General features: G+C 69.5%; 12 protein-coding genes, 1 tRNA gene and 1 pseudogene. 11 read left to right on the top strand and 3 right to left on the bottom strand.

What is annotated here, in order from left to right; all coding sequences use genetic code 11:
• Nucleotides 1-122: 122 nt before the first annotated feature.
• On the top strand, nt 123-980 hold the full coding sequence (locus tag SSP24_RS08890; protein ID WP_141308632.1) for a DUF4184 family protein: 858 nt from the start codon (nt 123-125) through the stop codon (nt 978-980).
• Nucleotides 981-2011: 1031 nt separating this feature from the next.
• Here SSP24_RS08890 and polA read toward each other — a convergent pair.
• Entirely contained in the window at nt 2012-4738 is a 2727-nt protein-coding gene (gene polA, locus SSP24_RS08885) for a DNA polymerase I (RefSeq protein WP_141308630.1), read from the bottom strand.
• 706 nt (nt 4739-5444) lie between these two features.
• Between polA and SSP24_RS08880 the strand changes: the two genes are divergently transcribed.
• From SSP24_RS08880 to SSP24_RS08840, 8 genes are all read left to right on the top strand, one after another.
• Nucleotides 5445-7724: an FdhF/YdeP family oxidoreductase gene (locus SSP24_RS08880; protein ID WP_141308628.1), complete on the top strand. Its 2280-nt coding sequence runs from the start codon at nt 5445-5447 to the stop codon at nt 7722-7724.
• Nucleotides 7725-7794: 70 nt separating this feature from the next.
• The gene (locus SSP24_RS08875; protein WP_141308955.1) at nt 7795-8283 is read left to right on the top strand and encodes a hotdog fold thioesterase; all 489 of its coding nucleotides are present in this window, start codon (nt 7795-7797) and stop codon (nt 8281-8283) included.
• A gap of 57 nt (nt 8284-8340) precedes the next feature.
• Nucleotides 8341-8748, top strand: coding sequence for a hypothetical protein (locus SSP24_RS08870; protein ID WP_141308626.1), 408 nt, complete (start codon nt 8341-8343; stop codon nt 8746-8748).
• Nucleotides 8749-9641: 893 nt separating this feature from the next.
• Nucleotides 9642-10871 (top strand): branched-chain amino acid ABC transporter substrate-binding protein, encoded by a 1230-nt coding sequence (locus SSP24_RS08860; RefSeq protein ID WP_141308624.1) that lies wholly within the window; start codon nt 9642-9644, stop codon nt 10869-10871.
• 112 nt (nt 10872-10983) lie between these two features.
• Nucleotides 10984-11916 carry a branched-chain amino acid ABC transporter permease gene (locus tag SSP24_RS08855; protein ID WP_141308622.1) on the top strand — a complete coding sequence of 311 codons (933 nt, stop codon included), beginning with the start codon at nt 10984-10986 and terminating at the stop codon, nt 11914-11916.
• Nucleotides 11917-11923: 7 nt separating this feature from the next.
• A complete protein-coding gene (locus tag SSP24_RS08850; protein WP_141308620.1) occupies nt 11924-13750 on the top strand; it encodes a branched-chain amino acid ABC transporter permease in 1827 nt (608 codons plus the stop codon).
• A gap of 3 nt (nt 13751-13753) precedes the next feature.
• Nucleotides 13754-14626, top strand: a complete 873-nt coding sequence (locus SSP24_RS08845) for an ABC transporter ATP-binding protein (protein ID WP_141308618.1) — start codon at nt 13754-13756, stop codon at nt 14624-14626.
• Nucleotides 14623-15339, top strand: a complete 717-nt coding sequence (locus SSP24_RS08840) for an ABC transporter ATP-binding protein (RefSeq protein WP_141308616.1) — start codon at nt 14623-14625, stop codon at nt 15337-15339. The genes SSP24_RS08845 and SSP24_RS08840 overlap by 4 nt, the downstream gene beginning before the upstream one ends.
• Nucleotides 15340-15422: 83 nt before the next feature.
• Here SSP24_RS08840 and SSP24_RS08835 read toward each other — a convergent pair whose 3' ends face one another.
• Nucleotides 15423-16091: an ANTAR domain-containing response regulator gene (locus SSP24_RS08835; RefSeq protein ID WP_141308614.1), complete on the bottom strand. Its 669-nt coding sequence runs from the start codon at nt 16089-16091 to the stop codon at nt 15423-15425.
• 100 nt (nt 16092-16191) lie between these two features.
• Here SSP24_RS08835 and SSP24_RS08830 point away from each other — a divergent pair.
• A tRNA-Leu gene (locus tag SSP24_RS08830) sits at nt 16192-16266 on the top strand.
• Between the two features lie 106 nt (nt 16267-16372).
• Nucleotides 16373-17078 (top strand): annotated as a pseudogene (locus SSP24_RS43950) (transcriptional regulator).
• A 17-nt stretch (nt 17079-17095) separates the two neighbouring features.
• Here the strand turns inward: SSP24_RS43950 and pyk are convergent.
• Nucleotides 17096-18523 carry a pyruvate kinase gene (pyk, locus tag SSP24_RS08820; RefSeq protein WP_141308612.1) on the bottom strand — a complete coding sequence of 476 codons (1428 nt, stop codon included), beginning with the start codon at nt 18521-18523 and terminating at the stop codon, nt 17096-17098.

Here is an 18523-nt window from a genome sequence, read left to right as displayed (position 1 = left end):
CCCCGTCCGGTTTTCACCGCTTGGCCATACGACGTTGTGGCGTTGGCCGCACCCCGGGGTTCGCGAACTCGCCGCACACCGTCGCTCATACTGGACGTCAACGTCCGTCATGGGGAGCACTGTTGCCGTTCACCCTCAGTCACGCGGCAGCCGTGCTGCCCGTCATCCGTCCCGACGGAACGGGCCGCGGCCCGTTGGTTCCGTCCGTGCTCGTCGCGGGTTCGTTCGCGCCCGACATGACCTATTACGTGGCGAGTGTGCTGTCCGGCGCGATGGAATTCGGTGACGTGACGCACTCCTTCGCGGGTGTGTTCACCATCGACGTGCTCATCGCCTGGGCGCTGGTGGGGCTGTGGCTGCTGGTGCGCGAACCCCTGGTGGCGCTGCTGCCGCGCGGGCGCCAGCACCGGGTGGCCTCGCTGCTGCGCTGCGGGGCGGCACGCGCGCGCGTACGGCCATCCCTGGTGGCGTGGTGGTACGTGTCCGCCGTGCTCGGCGCGCTCACGCACGTCGTCTGGGACGCGTTCACGCATCTCGACCGGTGGGGGATGCGGCTGTTTCCGGTGCTGGGCCGGGAGATCGCGGGCTCGCCGCTGTACTGGTACCTGCAGTACGGGGGTTCCGCGGTGGCCGCGGTCGTCATCGCCGTGTTCGTGGTTGTCGGGCTACGACGGGTGCCTGCGGCCGAGCCGGTGGGCGTGCCCGTGCTGTCGGTACGGGACCGGTGGCTGGCCCTGGTCCTGATCGGCGGCTGTGCGGCGCTTGCGGCGGCGCATCGGGCGGCGCGGTGGTGGGCGTACTGGGGGTCCTCGGCGAAACCCTGGGAGCTGATCCCGACGCTGTGCTTCGGTGCCGGGGCGGGGCTGGTTGTGGCGGTGCTCGTGTACGCCGTGGTCGTGCGGGTGCGGCGACCGGCTCTCGTGCCCAGTGGTTCCGAAGGGGCGGGCAGGGAGCGCGACCGGAGCCGTCAGGGGGCTTGATCGCTTCGGCGACGGTGCCCGTCGAACGGGACGGGCGGGGCAGCAGGCGTGAGGCAGAGAGTCAGGTACTCGCGGGCCAGGTCGGCCCACAGGCGCCATGCGGCGGTGTCACGGGGGCGTACGGGGGCGGGTTTCCGGCTTTCCCAGTGGGCGGCGACGCGGCGACGGAGGTCCACCGCGACGTGGCACAGACTCGTCGCCGGGCTGGTGGGAATGCGGGCGGTGCTTGCGCCGACAGCGTGGACCGGGGGCGGGGCCTGAGCCGGGGCCGTTCGGCGGCTGAGCATGCGTATACCCATGGCGGCATCTTGACGGGCGCGGGCGGCGGGGGGCTTTTTCGCGGGGGCCACGTGGGTGAAGGGCCCTCCGGGGGTGCGGCGGGGGTGGGTGGGTTTGGGGAGGGGGTGAGTGCGGGGGCGCGGAGGGTAGGGCGCCGGGGTGGGCCGTTGGGCCCGGGGAGCGGTGAGGTGCGGGGGTCCGGAGGGTGGGGGCGCCGGGGTGGCCGTGGGGCCTGGGGACCTGATGGGCTGCGGGGGTGCGGAGGGTCGGGGGGCGCCGGGGTGGCCGTGGGGCCTGGGGACCAGATGAGCTGCGGGGTTCGCGGAGGCTGGGATCGCCCGGGCGGGCCGCCAGGGCCCGAGGACCGGCTGAGCTGCGGGATTGCGAAGCGCGGGGATCGCCGGGATGGGCCGTCGGGCCCTGGGCACCACCGCTGCGGCCTGGGTGGGGTGGCCGCCGTTGCGGAGAGTGAACATCGCCAGGCTGGCCATCGGGGTCGCAGGCACCGCCGGGCTGGCGTCCTGAGGGGGCGGCCGCCGATGCAGAGAATCAACACCGCCAGGCTGGCCATCGAGGGTCGCAGCCACCGCCGGGCCGCGCCCTGAGGGTCGGCCGCCGTTGCGGCGGAGAAACAGCGGAGGAACTGGAGGCAGCGCTTCCGAGGACCGCAGTGGCAAGCAGCAGGAGCCCCCGGCATCCCTGCCGAGGGCTCCCTGTGGGGCCCGGAGTGGACAGCGGGCGTCCGCCGGAGGCTAGTGCGCGGCCGACTCCCAGTCGGGGCCGACGCCCACCGAGACATCCAGAGGTGCCCTGAGCTGGACCGCGTCCGCCATTTCGCGGCGGACCAGTTCCTCCACCGCCTCGCGCTCGCCGGGAGCGATCTCCAGGACGACTTCGTCGTGGACCTGGAGGAGCAGGCGGGACTTCAGGTCGGCCTCGCGCAGCGCCCGGTCCACCTTCAGCATGGCGATCTTGACGATATCGGCCGCCGTGCCCTGGATCGGCGCGTTGAGGGCCATCCGCTCGGCCGCCTCGCGACGCTGGCGGTTGTCGCTGTTGAGGTCGGGGAGATAGCGCCGACGCCCGAACAGCGTCGCCGTGTAGCCCGTCGCCCGCGCCTCGTCGACCGCCCGGCGCAGATAGTCCCGGACCCCGCCGAACCGCTCGAAGTACGCGTCCATCAGAGCGCGGGCCTCGGCGGCCTCGATGTTCAGCTGCTGGGAGAGGCCGAAGGCCGACAGCCCGTACGCCAGGCCGTACGACATCGCCTTGATCTTGCGGCGCATCTCCGCGTCCACCGCCGTCGGCTCGACCGCGAACACCTGCGAGGCCGCCGTGGTGTGCAGGTCCTCGCCGGACGTGAACGCCTCGAGCAGGCCGGCGTCCTCGGACAGGTGGGCCATCACGCGCAGCTCGATCTGGCTGTAGTCGGCCGTCATCAGCGACTCGTAACCCTCACCGACGACGAAGCCGCGGCGGATCGCCCGGCCCTCGTCCGTGCGGACGGGGATGTTCTGCAGGTTCGGGTCCGTCGACGACAGGCGGCCGGTCGCGGCGACCGTCTGGTTGAACGTGGTGTGGATCCGGCCGTCCGTCGCGATCGTCTTGATCAGGCCCTCGACCGTGACGCGCAGCTTCGCCTGCTCACGGTGACGGAGCATGATCACCGGCAGTTCGTTGTCGGTCTGGGTCGCCAGCCAGGCCAGGGCATCGGCGTCCGTGGTGTAGCCGGTCTTCGTCTTCTTCGTCTTGGGCAGGGCCAGCTCGCCGAAGAGGACCTCCTGGAGCTGCTTGGGCGAGCCCAGGTTGAACTCGTGCCCGGCCGCACCGTGCGCCTCCTTCACGGCCTGCTGCACCGCACCGGCGAACATCTGCTCCATGGCCTCCAGGTGGGCGCGGTCGGCCGCGATGCCGTTGCGCTCCATCCGGGCCAGCAGGGCCGACGTCGGCAGCTCCATGTCCCGCAGCAGGTCCGCCGCGCCGACCTCCTCCAGCCGGCCCTCGAAGGCCTGACCCAGGTCGAGGATCGCGCGGGCCTGGATCATCAGCGCCTCGGCCTCGGCACCGTCGTCCGCGCCAAAGGCCAGCTGGCCGTCGGCAGCGGCGGCGGGGGCCAGCTCGCGGTGCAGATACTCCAGGGACAGCGCGTCCAGATCGAAGGAGCGGCGGCCCGGCTTGACCAGGTAGGCGGCGAGCGCGGTGTCCATGGTGACGCCCTCGATGGTCCAGCCGTGCTCGGCGAAGACCCGCATCGCGCCCTTGGCGTTGTGGAAGACCTTGGCCCGGCCGGCGTCGGCCAGCCAGGCCGCGAACGCCTTCTCGTCAGCCTCGTCCAGCTCGGCCGGGTCGAACCAGGCGGCCGCTCCCTCGGGCGCGGCGAGCGCGACCTCGGCGACCGAGCCCGTGCCCAGTGCCCAGGTGTCGACGGTGGCGACACCCAGCGGGCCCGAGCCGTGCTCGGCGAGCCACGGGGCCAGCTCGCCCGTGCCCAGCACCGAGCCGTCCAGCTCCACGCCGTCCGTCACGACCGGGGTCGTCTCGGCCTCCTCGGCGCCCGGGTCGACGCCGAAGAGCCGCTCGCGCAGCGAGGGGTTCCTGATCTCCAGGGTGTCGAGCACCATCGCGACGGCCTTGCGGTCGTACGGCGCGCGCGCGAGGTCTGCGACCGTCCTGGGCAGCTCGACCTGCCGCTCCAGCTCGGTGAGCCGGCGGTTCAGCTTCACCGCCTCCAGGTGGTCGCGCAGGTTCTGCCCGGCCTTGCCCTTGACCTCGTCGACTCGCTCGACCAGCTCCGCGAACGAACCGAACTGGTTGATCCACTTGGCGGCCGTCTTCTCGCCGACGCCGGGAATGCCCGGCAGGTTGTCCGACGGGTCGCCGCGAAGCGCCGCGAAGTCGGGGTACTGCGCGGGCGTCAACCCGTACTTCTCGAAGACCTTCTCCGGGGTGAACCGGGTCAGCTCCGAGACGCCCTTCGTCGGGTAGAGCACCGTCGTGTGCTCGGAGACGAGCTGGAAGGAGTCGCGGTCACCGGTGACGATCAGCACCTCGAAGCCCTCGGCCTCGGCCTGCGTGGTGAGCGTGGCGATGACGTCGTCCGCCTCGTACCCCTCGATCGCGAAGCGCGGGGCGTGCATCGCGTCGAGCAGCTCGCCGATCAGCTCGACCTGGCCCTTGAACTCGTCCGGGGCCTTGGAGCGGTTCGCCTTGTACTCCGCGAACTCCTGCGAGCGCCAAGTCTTGCGGGAGACGTCGAAGGCCACCGCGAAGTGCGTGGGCTCCTCGTCGCGCAAAGTGTTGGCCAGCATCGACGCGAAGCCGTAGATCGCGTTCGTCGGCTGGCCCGTCACGGTCGTGAAGTTCTCCGCGGGCAGCGCGAAGAACGCGCGGTAGGCCAGTGAGTGCCCGTCCATGAGCATCAGGCGCGGGCGGCTGCCGCCGGGGTTGCTGTCGGTCTGCTTCGATGCTGTCTCTGCCACGCCCCCGATCCTGCCACGCCCCACTGACAGTCGGCCCCGGCCGCCCGGTGCGCACCCGGAGCGACGGGGGTCGGGAGCGTCGGCCGTCGGGCGCAGCCCGGCTCCCCTCGGGCTCCGTCGGGCACAACCGCCTGGCCCCCTCAGGCTCCGCCGCATACAACCGCCTGGCTCCAGCCCCGGGCTCCGTGAAGCGTAACCGCTGGGCTCGTCCCGGACTCCGTCAGGCGTAACTGCCGGGCTCCACCCCGGGCTCCGTCGGGCCCGGGCTCCGTCGGGCACTTCCGCTCAGCTCCACCCCGGGCCCCGTCGGGCACTTCCGCTCAACCCCACCCCGGGCCCCGTCGGGCACTTCCGCTCAACCCCACCCCGGGCCCCGTCGGGCACATCCGCTCAACCCCACTCGGCCTCCCAGACACAACTGCCGGACCCACCCCCGCCTCCGTCACCAACCGCCGCACCCCACCCCGACCTCCGTCACCAACCGCCGCACCCCACCCCGACCTCCCTCACACACAACCGCCGCACCCCACCCCGACCTCCGTCACACACAACCGCCGCACCCCACCCCGCACCGCGACCGTTCCCGCGCCCAACGGTCGAGCAAGCATTGCTGGCCCCCTCCGTCCAGCCCGGCCACCCCCGTTGTCACTGCCGCGTGCGAGGATCGGAGACATAGCTCACACGTGCAGGCGAAGGAGAGCGCGCGATGGCAACGAAGCCGCCCAAGGCCGACCCGGTTCAGGACGCGCCGCAAGTCGCCGAGCCGCAACACGCGGCGGCCGGGCTGCCCGCCATCGGGCACACCCTGCGCATCGCCCAGCAGCAGATGGGCATCAAGCGCACCGCGCTCACCCTCCTCAGCGTCAACCAGAAGGACGGCTTCGACTGCCCCGGCTGCGCGTGGCCGGAGCCGGACCACCGGCACACGGCGGAGTTCTGTGAGAACGGCGCGAAGGCGGTCGCCGAGGAGGCCACCCTGCGCCGGGTCACCCCGGAGTTCTTCGCCGCGCACCCGGTGGCGGACCTCGCCCGCCGCAGCGGCTACTGGCTCGGCCAGCAGGGCCGGCTCACGCACCCCATGTATCTCCCCGAAGGGGCAGACCACTACGAGCCGGTCACCTGGGAGCGCGCCTTCGACATCATCGCCGAGGAGATCACCGCCCTCGACTCCCCCGACGAGGCCGTCTTCTACACCTCGGGACGGACGAGCAACGAAGCCGCGTTCCTCTACCAGCTCTTCGCGCGCGAGCTCGGCACGAACAACCTGCCCGACTGCTCGAACATGTGCCACGAGTCGTCCGGCTCCGCCCTCTCGGAGACCATCGGCATCGGCAAGGGCAGCGTCCTGCTGGAGGACCTCTACAAGGCCGACCTGATCATCGTCGCCGGCCAGAACCCCGGCACCAACCACCCCCGCATGCTCTCCGCCCTGGAGAAGGCCAAGGCGAACGGCGCGCGGATCATCAGCGTCAATCCGCTGCCCGAGGCCGGCCTGGAGCGGTTCAAGAACCCGCAGACGCCCAAGGGCCTGACCACCGGGTCCTCGCTCACGGACCTGTTCCTGCAGATCCGCATCGGCGGCGACCAGTCCCTGTTCCGCCTCCTCAACAAGCTGATCGTCGAGACCGAGGGCGCCGTCGACGAGGAGTTCGTCCGCGACCACACGCACGGCTACGAGGAGTTCGCCGCGGCCGCCCGCGCCGCCGACTGGGACGAGACGCTCACCGCGACCGGCCTCGAACGACGCCAGATCGAAGAAGCCATGGGCATGATCCTCGCTTCGCAGCGCACCATCGTCTGCTGGGCCATGGGCCTCACCCAGCACAAGCACGCGGTCCCCACGATCCGCGAGGTGGTCAACTTCCTCCTGCTGCGCGGCAACATCGGTCGCCCCGGCGCGGGTGTGTGCCCGGTGCGAGGTCACTCGAACGTGCAGGGCGACCGCACCATGGGCATTTTCGAGCGCCCGGCGCCCGCCTTCCTGGACGCCCTGGAGCGCGAGTTCGGTTTCGCTCCCCCGCGCGAGCACGGCTACGACGTCGTACGCGCCATCCGCGCCCTGCGCGACGGCGAGGCGAAGGTCTTCTTCGCCATGGGCGGCAACTTCGTCTCCGCCTCTCCCGACACCGAGGTCACCGAGGCGGCGATGCGGCGGGCCCGCCTCACGGTGCATGTGTCGACGAAGCTCAACCGCAGCCACGTCATCACGGGCGCGCGGGCGCTGATCCTGCCCACCTTGGGCCGCACCGAGCGCGATCTGCAGGGCAGCGGCGAGCAGTTCGTGACCGTCGAGGACTCCATGGGCATGGTGCACGCCTCCCGCGGCCGCCTGGAGCCCGCGAGCGCGCACCTGCTGTCCGAGCCGGCGATCGTCTGCCGTCTGGCACGCCGCGTGCTGGGCGAGGACAGCCGGGTGCCGTGGGAGGAGTTCGAGAAGGACTACGCCACGATCCGCGACCGCATCGCGCGCGTGATCCCCGGTTTCGAGGACTTCAACGCGCGCGTGGCCCACCCTGGCGGCTTCGCCCTCCCGCATGCCCCGCGCGACGAGCGCCGCTTCCCGACGGCCACCGGCAAGGCCAACTTCACCGCCGCGCCCGTCGAGTACCCGCGGCTGCCCGAGGGCCGGCTGCTGCTGCAGACGCTGCGCTCGCACGACCAGTACAACACCACGATCTACGGCCTCGACGACCGCTACCGGGGCATCAGGAACGGCCGCCGGATCGTCCTGGTGAACCCCGAGGACGCCCGCGAGCTCAAGGTCGCCGACGGGTCGTACGTCGATCTGGTCAGCGAGTGGACGGACGGCGTGGAGCGGCGGGCGCCCGGCTTCCGGGTCGTGCACTACCCGACCGCGCGGGGCTGCGCCGCCGCCTACTACCCCGAGACCAACGTCCTGGTCCCGCTGGACGCCACCGCCGACGTCAGCAACACCCCGGCCAGCAAGTCCGTCGTCGTCCGTCTGGAACAATCGGCGACCGACTGAGCGTTTGCTCAGCACGATGCGTCCGAAAGATGCGTCCGACGACGAAGACGACGAAACGGAGCCGGTCCCCATGGGCGAGCAGCAGCAGGTGAAGTTCCCGCAAGAGGTCATCGACGAGTACGCGGCGCTCGGCGTCGACCTGCCCGCCCTGTTCTCCGCCGGGCACCTGGGCACCCGCATGGGCGTGCAGATCGTGGAGGCCTCGGCGGACCGCGTCGTCGGCACGATGCCGGTCGAGGGCAACACCCAGCCGTACGGCCTGCTGCACGGCGGCGCGTCCGCCGTGCTCGCCGAGACCCTCGGCTCGGTCGGCTCCATGCTGCACGGCGGCAGCTCCAAGATCGCCGTGGGCGTCGACCTGAACTGCACCCATCACCGGGGCGTCCGCTCCGGCCTGGTGACCGGCGTGGCCACGCCCGTGCACCGGGGACGCTCCACGGCGACGTACGAGATCGTGATCAGCGACGAGCACGGCCGCCGCGTGTGCACCGCCCGTCTGACCTGCCTGCTGCGGGACGTGAACCCGGGGGACGCGGACCAGATACGCACGGCGGGCTGATCCGGCCCAACTCCCTTGCCATTGCCGAGAAAACACCCCACGCCGTAGCGTCGGCACATGGCAACGGGAGGACCCACCCGATCGGCAGCCCTCGGGCTGGTACTGCTGACCGGCGCCCTCCTCACCGGATGCGCCGGCTCAGCCGCCGGAGAAGCCTCGGGAAAGGGGCCCAGCCCGGCCTCAGCGTCGCCCTCCCCGCGCACCACCCCGCCCGCCGAACTGTGCGCCCGGATCATCACGTACTGGTCCCGGCAGGTCCTCGACGGCGACACCTACGGCGACTACCAGTCGATGGGCCTGTCCAACGGCCAGTACGAGATCCTCCGGGCCGTCGTCGACGCCGCCCGCGCCGAGCAGAAGCGTCAAGGCCGGGCGGCGGCTGAGCAGTTGATCGACCGCCAGGCCCGCGAGCGCTGCACGGAGCGGTACCGCGACGGCGGGCCCACCGGAGGGCCGTGGAGTTGAGCGGCGTCGGTCCCATCGAGCCGGGCGAGGGCACGCACGCTTGGGCACCCCCGCCCGCCGCCCGACCCCCGCGCGAACGCGCCGCACGGTTCCGCACCCGCCACCGCCGAGCCGTCCTCGCAACCACCTCGGCCACCGCCCTCGCCGCCGTCGGCGCCTACCTCTACGTCACCCGCCCCGAAGCACCTCCCCCACCGGCTCCGCCACCGCCTTCCCAGACGGTCCGCGTCACCTACCTCGGCCCCCTCGGCGCCGAGGCCACGCCCACCGGCTTCCGCTTCACGGTGGCGGTGACCGCGCACTCCGGTCCACAGGTCACGGTGACCCGGATCAGTCAGCCGTACGAAGGTCTGTCCTTGACGGCGAATCCCCACCCGCCTTTCCGCACCCGGACCGGAATCCCCCACAAGATCGAGATCACCATGAAGGTCACCGATTGCGGAAAAGTGCCGCGGAACGCCGGACTCCCTTTCCTGGATGTAACGCTGCGTAATACGCGCGCAATAGAAGCACACAGTTTCATCCTGGGTGAGCGCTATGCCCAGGACCTCTCGGACGCCCTCCAAGTAGCCTGCAGCAACGAGTTCTTGCCATCACCAAAACCCGATAACACTCCTGATAAGGGGCTGGGAGGCCTGCGAGTCTCATAATGCGGACTGCGCGAATCGGCCGGAATTCCGCGCTTCCACCCGCTCAGTACCGCTCTGCATTACGTCGTGTCATAACAAGAGCGTCACAGCCTTCGTCAGACTCTCCTCCACGTTCCCTGCACACGCTTAGAGTCACGGCCAGTCACCGCGCCGTCGGATTCGACGTCAATGGGCGCTCTTCGGCCCCAGCGCTCGACTCGGCGTCTTCCACCGGGAAGAGCCGCGCCAGGGAAAGGACTGATCGTGCGTCAACGTTCGCTCATCGCCATAACCGCCGCGCTGGCGGCGGGAGCGCTCACTCTCACCGCCTGCGGTTCGCGCGACGGGGACGGTGGCTCGGACTCCAGTGGTGGTGGCACCACCGTCGTCATCGGCGTCGACGCCCCGCTGACCGGCGACCTGTCCGCACTGGGCCTGGGCATCAAGAACTCGGTGGACCTGGCCGTCAAGACGGCCAACAAGGAGAAGTTCGTCGAGGGCGTCACCTTCAAGATCGAAGCCCTTGACGACCAGGCGCAGCCGTCCTCCGGCCAGCAGAACGCCACCAAGCTCGTCGCCAACAAGGACGTCCTCGGCGTCGTCGGCCCGCTGAACTCCAACATCGCCGAGTCGATGCAGAAGGTCTTCGACGACGCGAACCTCGTCGAGGTCTCGCCGGCCAACACCAACCCGGCCCTGACCCAGGGCCCGGACTGGCAGACCAAGAAGGAGCGGCCGTACAAGTCGTACTTCCGCACCGCGACCACGGACGCCATCCAGGGCCCGTTCGCCGCGCAGTACGTCTACAACGACGCCAAGAAGAAGAAGGTCTTCGTCATCGACGACAAGAAGACCTACGGCGCGGGCCTCGCCGCCACCTTCTCCGCGGAGTTCAAGAAGCTCGGCGGTCAGGTCGTCGGCACCGAGCACATCGACCCCGAGACCAAGGACTTCTCCGCGGTCGCCACCAAGGTCAAGAGCTCCGGCGCCGACGTCGTCTACTACGGCGGCGAGTACCCGCAGGCCGGCCCGCTCAGCAAGCAGATCAAGGCCGCCGGTGCCAACATCCCGCTGGTCGGCGGTGACGGCATCTACAGCGCCGACTTCATCAAGCTGGCCGGCGCCACCGCCACCGGCGACCTCGCCACCTCCGTCGGCGCCCCGGTGGAGGAACTCCCCTCCGCCAAGGAGTTCGTCGCCAACTACAAGGCCGAGGGCTACAAGGAGGCCTACGAGGCCTACGGCGGCTACTCCTACGACTCGGCCTGGGCGATCATCGAGGCCGTCAAGAAGGTCGTCGACGACAACAACGGCGAACTGCCCGAGGACGCCCGCGCCAAGGTCACCGAGGCCATGCAGGGTGTCTCCTTCGACGGTGTGACCGGCAAGGTCTCCTTCGACGAGTTCGGTGACGCGACCAACAAGCAGCTCACCGTCTACTCCGTCGAGAACGGTGCCTGGAAGCCCGCCAAGTCCGGCACCTACGAGGGCTGACCCCACCCGCACCACTCCATGAGCCGCGCGGGGCGCTGCACCACTGGCGCCCCGCGCGGACTCGCATCCGGCCCCTGTCGTCGAATCATCCGAACGTCTCGGAGGACATGCGGTGAACGAACTGCCGCAGCAGCTGGTCAACGGCCTGCTACTGGGATCCATGTACGGGCTGGTCGCCATTGGCTACACGATGGTCTATGGCATCGTCCAGCTCATCAACTTCGCCCACGGCGAGATCTTCATGGTGGGTGGCTTCGGCGCCCTCACCGTCTATCTGTACGTGCTGCCCGACGGCACGTCCCTGTGGGTGGCGCTCCCGCTGATGCTGATCGGAGGCATCATCGTCGCCATCCTTGTCGCCGTGGGAGCGGAACGGTTCGCCTACCGCCCCCTGCGCACGGCCCCACGCCTCGCGCCCCTCATCACCGCCATCGGTCTCTCCCTCGCGCTGCAGCAGGCGGTGTGGGCCTGGTACCCCGACGCCCGCTCCGCCATCACGTTCCCGCAGATCGACGGCGGCCCCTTCGAGATCGGCAGCGTCACCATCCAGACCGGTGACATCTTCCTGCTGGTCGCGGCCCCCATCAGCATGGCGATCCTCGCCTACTTCGTGATGAAGACCCGCACCGGCCGCGGTATGCAGGCCACCGCGCAGGACCCGGACACCGCCAAGCTCATGGGCATCAACACCGACCGCATCATCGTGGTCGCGTTCGCCCTCGGCGCCGCCTTCGCCGCCGTCGGAGCCGTCGCGTACGGCCTCAAGTACGGCGAGGTCCAGTTCCGTATGGGCTTCATCCTCGGCCTCAAGGCCTTCACCGCCGCCGTCCTCGGCGGCATTGGCAACATCTACGGCGCCATGCTCGGCGGCCTGGTCCTCGGCGTCGCCGAAGCCCTCTCGACCGCCTACATCTCCGACATCCCCGGCATGGACCAGTTCGGCAGCCAGTCCTGGGCCAACGTCTGGGCGTTCGTACTCCTCATCCTCGTCCTCCTGTTCAGGCCCCAGGGTCTGCTCGGCGAGCGCGTCGCGGACAGGGCGTGATCCACCGATGACCACACAGACCACCGCACCACAGACCCCCCGCAAGGTCGACACCGGCAAGCACGCCGGTCTCATCGGGATACCCCCGCAGCTCGGCCGCGCCCTCGCCACCGGCGGCGGCGCCCTCACGATCGTCTCGACGTTCCTCGCCTGGACCTGGACCGCCGAGTTCCCCGGCGACCTCACCGTCTACGGCTACCCGGGCGGACTGCAGGTCCTCGTCCTCATCGGCGGCGCCCTCACCGCGCTGTTCGGCCTCGCCTCGTATGGCATCAAGGGCCTGCGCTGGCTGACCCCCGCCGGTGCCGACAGTGCCCTGAAGCTGTCCGCGCTCGGCGCCTTCGCCACCGCCTGGTTCACGATCATCGCGATCAGCGTCCAGCTCGGCGGCCTGGTCAACCTCGAACCGGGCGGCTGGGTCGCGGCGATAGCCACCCTCGCCGCCGTACACGGCGCGTTCGCCCTGCCGTTCGACTGGCCGGCAAACGAGCCCGTCGACCCCGAGGACACCACCAAGGACCGGATCCTGCACCAGCGGCGGCACGTCTTCGCCGTCCTCAAGGCCTCCCTCGCCTCCGGCACCGCGGCCCCAGCCCGCAAGCTGCCCGCGTACGCCGAGATCCTCGTCATCGTCGCCGCGCTCGCCCTCGGCCTGATCGTCTTCACCTACGGCATCGGCACCGAGTACGACGAACTCTTCGTCGGCTTCCTCATCACCGCCGGCTTCGGCTTCGCCGCCGCCGCCAAGGCCGGTCTCGTGGGCCGGGTCTCGGCGCTCACCGCCAAGCACCGCAACGTGACGATGATCGGCGCGTTCGTCGCGGCCGCCGCCTTCCCCTTCACCCAGTCCGACGACCAGTACGCGACGATCGGCGTCTACATCCTGATCTTCGCCACCGTCGCCCTCGGCCTGAACATCGTCGTCGGCCTCGCCGGCCTCCTCGACCTCGGATACGTCGCCTTCCTCGGCGTCGGCGCCTACACCGCGGCCATGGTCTCCGGCTCCCCCTCCTCACCGTTCGACATCCAACTGCCGTTCTGGGCCTCGGCGCTGCTCGGCGCCGCCGTCGCCATGGTCTTCGGCGTCATCATCGGCGCCCCCACCCTGCGACTGCGCGGCGACTACCTCGCCATCGTGACGCTCGGCTTCGGTGAGATCTTCCGGATCACCGTTCTCAACATGGACGGCACCTCCGGCCCGGACATCACCAACGGCTCCAACGGCATCTCGTCGATCCCCAACCTCAACATCCTGGGCTTCGACTTCGGCGAGGAACACACCATCGCCGGCTTCACCATCGCGCGGTTCGCCAACTACTTCCTGCTGATGCTCCTCATCACGCTGATCGTCGTGGTCGTCTTCCGGCGCAGCAGCGACTCCCGCATCGGCCGCGCCTGGATCGCCATCCGCGAGGACGAGACCGCCGCCCTCGCCATGGGCATCAACGGCTTCCGCGTCAAGCTCATCGCCTTCGCCCTCGGCGCCGCACTCGCCGGCCTCGCCGGTACGGTCCAGGCGCACGTGACGTACACGGTGACGCCCGAGCAGTACCAGTTCGCCCACGTGGTCCCGCCCAACTCGGCGTTCCTGCTGGCCGCGGTCGTCCTCGGCGGCATGGGCACCATCAGCGGACCCCTCGTCGGCGCCGCACTGCTCTACCTCATCCCCGCCAAGCTCCAGTTCCTCGGCGACTACCAGCTCTTCGCCTTCGGTCTCGCACTGGTCCTGCTGATGCGCTTCCGCCCCGAGGGCCTCATCCCCAACCGGCGCCGCCAGCTCGAATTCCACGAAGAGACGGAAGCACCCACAGTCCTCAGCAAGGCAGGGGCCTGACCCATGACAACCGACACCATCACCACCGGTGAGGCCGTCCTCGACGCCCGCGGCGTCACCATGCGCTTCGGCGGCCTCACCGCCGTACGCAATGTCGACCTCCAGGTCAACAGCGGCGAAATCGTCGGCCTCATCGGCCCCAACGGCGCCGGCAAGACCACCTTCTTCAACTGCCTGACCGGCCTCTACATCCCCACCGAGGGCGAAGTCCGTTACAAGGGCACCGTCCTGCCGCCGAAGTCCTTCAAGGTCACGGCGGCGGGCATCGCCCGCACCTTCCAGAACATCCGCCTGTTCGCCAACATGACGGTCCTGGAAAACGTGCTGGTCGGCCGCCACACCCGCACAAAGGAAGGCCTCTGGTCCGCACTGCTGCGCGGCCCCGGCTTCCACAAGGCGGAGGCCGCCTCCCGCGAACGCGCCATGGAACTCCTTGAGTTCGTCGGCCTCGCACCCAAGGCCGAACACCTCGCCCGCAACCTGCCCTACGGCGAACAGCGCAAGCTCGAAATCGCGCGCGCCCTGGCCAGCGAACCGGGCCTGCTGCTCCTCGACGAGCCCACCGCGGGCATGAACCCGCAGGAGACGCGAGCCACCGAGGAACTGGTCTTCGCCATCCGCGACAAGGGCATCGCCGTCCTCGTCATCGAGCACGACATGCGGTTCATCTTCAACCTCTGCGACCGCGTCGCCGTCCTCGTCCAGGGCGAGAAGCTCGTCGAGGGCGACAGCGCCACCGTCCAGGGCGACGAACGCGTCATCGCCGCCTACCTCGGCGAGCCGTTCGAAGGCGCACCCGGCACCGCCGAGGTCGCGGAGGTCGAGGCCGCCGAGGCACACGCCGACACCACGTCCGGCAAGGAGAACGACCGATGACCGCACTGCTCGAAGTCGAGGACCTCCGGGTCGCGTACGGCAAGATCGAGGCCGTCAAGGGCATCTCGTTCAAGGTCGACGCCGGCGAGGTCGTCACCCTCATCGGCACCAACGGCGCCGGCAAGACCACCACCCTGCGCACCCTCTCCGGCCTGCTGAAGCCGGTGGGCGGCCAGATCAAGTTCAACGGCAAGTCGCTGAAGAAGACCCCCGCCCACCAGATCGTCTCCCTCGGACTCGCCCACTCCCCCGAGGGGCGGCACATCTTCCCGCGCATGACGATCGAGGACAACCTGCGCCTCGGCGCCTTCCTCAGGAACGACAAGCCCGGCATCGAGAAGGACATCCAGCGCGCCTACGACCTCTTCCCCATCCTCGGGGAACGACGCAAGCAGGCCGCGGGCACCCTCTCGGGCGGTGAGCAGCAGATGCTGGCGATGGGCCGCGCCCTGATGTCCCAGCCCAAGCTGCTCATGCTGGACGAGCCGTCGATGGGCCTCTCGCCGATCATGATGCAGAAGATCATGGCGACGATCGCCGAGCTGAAGTCCCAGGGCACAACGATTCTGCTCGTCGAGCAGAACGCCCAGGCGGCCCTGTCCCTGGCCGACCACGGCCACGTCATGGAGGTCGGCAACATCGTCCTGTCCGGCACGGGCCAGGACCTGCTCCACGACGAGTCGGTACGGAAGGCGTACCTGGGCGAGGACTAGCAGACCCTTCGGTACGTACGACGAGGCCCGCGCCCCCTGCTCAACCAGGGGACGCGGGCCTCGTACGTAGCGCTACTGGGGGCTCAACCCTTGTCGGAGGCCTTGGCCGCCTTCTTCTCGGCGGCGTCCTGGATGACCGCCTCGGCGACCTGCTGCATGGACAGACGCCGGTCCATGGACGTCTTCTGGATCCACCGGAACGCGGCCGGCTCCGTCAGCCCGTACTCCGTCTGCAGGATCGACTTCGCCCGGTCGACGAGCTTGCGCGTCTCCAGCCGCTGCGAGAGGTCGGCGACCTCCTTCTCCAGCTCCTTCAGCTGCGTGTACCGGGACACCGCCATCTCGATCGCCGGTACGACGTCACTCTTGCTGAACGGCTTCACCAGGTACGCCATCGCACCGGCGTCCCGGGCACGCTCGACGAGGTCGCGCTGCGAGAAAGCGGTGAGCATCAGCACCGGGGCAATGGACTCCTCGGTGATCTTCTCGGCGGCGGAGATGCCGTCGAGCTTCGGCATCTTCACATCGAGGATCACCAGATCGGGCCGGTGCTCCCGGGCCAGCTCCACGGCCTGCTCACCGTCACCGGCCTCGCCGACGACCGTGTAGCCCTCTTCCTCGAGCATCTCTTTGAGGTCGAGCCGGATCAGGGCCTCGTCCTCGGCGATGACGACACGGGTCGTCAGCGGAGGCACGTGCGACTTGTCGTCGTCGGGCACGTCAACGGGCTGGGGCGACTCGGGGGCGGTCACTCGGGCTCCTCGTTCAGGGGCAGGGGTACTGCTGACAAGAGCCTACCTAGCTGCGGTAAGGTAGGTACGCGGCGGGTAGCCGCCAACCTTTGATTCATCGGCCCCGGTAGCCCAATTGGCAGCAGGCAACGGATTCAAAACCCGTACAGTGTCGGTTCGAGTCCGACCCGGGGCACTTTTCCTCAGATTCCAAGGTCACCCTGCGGGAGCGGATGTCCACGTTCCCGTGAACATCCGCTCTTTGCTGCACGCGGTTACGTGCGGTCGCACAGAGTGGCGGCATGTACGACATGGGAACACGCAAGCGGGCACTCGCGCTCGTGGCACAGGGTCGCAGTCTCAACTCGGTAAGTCGTGAGACGGGCATCTCACGCGCGGCGATCCGCTCTTGGCAGGACCGCTTAGAGCCACTGCCTCGCATGGCGCCACCGGATCCGGGACCACCCGCCGATGAACGCGCGTATGCCTACCTTCTCGGCCTCTATCTCGGCGATGGCTGCATCAGCGCCCACCCGAGAGGCGGTTACTACCTCCGTATCGTGTGCGCGAACGCGTGGCCCGGACTTGTCGAGGAGTGCCGCGAGGTCATTCCGAAGGTACGACCCGGTGTTGGCGTGTACACCGTTCGCAAGAAGGGCTGCGTGGCGGTGACCAGCTACCACCGGTACTGGCCCACTCTCTTTCCCCAACACGGCCCTGGCGAGAAGCACGGGCGTCCCATCGTCCTCGCTGCCTGGCAACAGGAGATCGTCGAAGCGCACCCCTGGGAACTCATCCGCGGCCTCATCCACTCAGACGGCTGCCGCGTCACCAACTGGACGAGCCGCATGGTCGGGGGTGAGCGCAAGCGCTATGAGTACCCGCGCTACTTCTTCACCAACGTGTCCGTCGACATCCGCCAGCTATACAGGAACCCCGTACAACATCTCCGTCGCCCGCAAAGCCTCCGTAGCCCTCATGGACACCCACGTAGGCCCCAAGCACTGACAACCATAAACCCCCGCCTACGCCTTCTCCCCGATGTGATGCACCCGCACCAGGTTCGTCGTCCCCGGCATGCCGGGAGGGGAGCCCGCTGTGATGACCACCGTGTCGCCGGGGGCGCAGCGGCCGTACTGGGTCAGGAGTTCGTCGACCTGGGCCACCATGGCGTCCGTCGAGTTCACGTGGGGGCCCAGGAAGGTTTCGATACCCCACGTCAGGCTCAGCTGGGAGCGTGTCGCGGGTTCGGGGGTGAAGGCGAGGAGGGGGATCGGGGAGCGGTAGCGGGAGAGGCGGCGGGCCGTGTCGCCGGACTGGGTGAAGGCCACCAGGAACTTGGCGCCGAGGAAGTCGCCCATCTCCGCCGCCGCGCGGGCCACCGCGCCGCCCTGCGTGCGGGGCTTGTTGCGTTCGGTCAGGGGTGACAGGCCCTTGGCGAGGAGGTCCTCCTCCGCCGCCTCGACGATCTTCGCCATCGTCCGGACGGTCTCGACGGCGTACTTGCCGACGCTCGTCTCGCCGGACAGCATCACCGCGTCCGTGCCGTCGATGACGGCGTTGGCGACGTCGCTGGCCTCGGCGCGCGTGGGCCGGGAGTTCTCGATCATGGAGTCGAGCATCTGCGTCGCGACGATCACTGGCTTGGCGTTCCGCTTGGCCAGCTTGATCGCTCGCTTCTGGACGATCGGAACCTGTTCGAGCGGCATTTCCACGCCCAGGTCGCCGCGCGCCACCATGATGCCGTCGAAGGCCGCCACGATGTCCTCGATGGCGTCCACGGCCTGCGGCTTCTCCACCTTGGCGATCACCGGGAGGCGGCGTCCCTCCTCGTCCATGATGCGGTGGACGTCCTCGATGTCCCGGCCGCCGCGGACGAAGGAGAGGGCGATGACGTCGAAGCCGGTGCGCAGGGCCCAGCGCAGGTCGGCCTCGTCCTTCTCGGAGAGCGCGGGGACGGAGACCGCGACGCCGGGGAGGTTCAGCCCCTTGTTGTCGGAGACCATGCCGCCTTCGACGACCGTGGTGTGGACACGGGGTCCGTCGACCTCGGTGACCTCCAGGCACACCTTGCCGTCGTCGACGAGGATGCGCTCTCCGGGGGTGACGTCGCCGGCGAGGCCTTTGTACGTCGTCCCGCACGACTGCCGGTCGCCTTTGGCGCCCTCTTCGACGGTGATGGTGAAGGTGTCGCCGCGTTCAAGGAGTACAGGTCCTTCGGTGAAGCGGCCGAGGCGGATCTTCGGGCCCTGAAGGTCGGCGAGGAGCCCGACGCTGCGGCCCGTCTCGTCGGAGGCCTTGCGTACGCGCTGGTAGCGCTCCTCGTGCTCGGCGTATCCGCCGTGGCTGAGGTTGAAGCGGGCGACGTCCATTCCGGCGTCGACCAGGGCCTTGATCTGGTCGTACGAGTCGGTGGCGGGGCCCAGAGTACAGACGATCTTTGCTCGGCGCAT

It is taken from the genome of Streptomyces spinoverrucosus (assembly GCF_006539505.1).
Taxonomy (GTDB): Bacteria; Actinomycetota; Actinomycetes; order Streptomycetales; family Streptomycetaceae; genus Streptomyces; species Streptomyces spinoverrucosus.
This window is presented reverse-complemented; position numbering and strand designations above follow the sequence as displayed.

Excerpts from the sequence above, each read along its gene's own strand:
- SSP24_RS08880 (WP_141308628.1), top strand. The coding sequence starts at position 5,445 with ATGGCAACGAAGCCGCCCAAGGCCGACCCGGTTCAGGACGCGCCGCAA.
- SSP24_RS08875 (WP_141308955.1), top strand. The coding sequence starts at position 7,795 with ATGGGCGAGCAGCAGCAGGTGAAGTTCCCGCAAGAGGTCATCGACGAG.
- SSP24_RS08870 (WP_141308626.1), top strand. The coding sequence starts at position 8,341 with ATGGCAACGGGAGGACCCACCCGATCGGCAGCCCTCGGGCTGGTACTG.
- SSP24_RS08850 (WP_141308620.1), top strand. The coding sequence starts at position 11,924 with ATGACCACACAGACCACCGCACCACAGACCCCCCGCAAGGTCGACACC.
- SSP24_RS08845 (WP_141308618.1), top strand. The coding sequence starts at position 13,754 with ATGACAACCGACACCATCACCACCGGTGAGGCCGTCCTCGACGCCCGC.
- SSP24_RS08840 (WP_141308616.1), top strand. The coding sequence starts at position 14,623 with ATGACCGCACTGCTCGAAGTCGAGGACCTCCGGGTCGCGTACGGCAAG.
- pyk (WP_141308612.1), bottom strand. The coding sequence starts at position 18,523 with ATGCGCCGAGCAAAGATCGTCTGTACTCTGGGCCCCGCCACCGACTCG.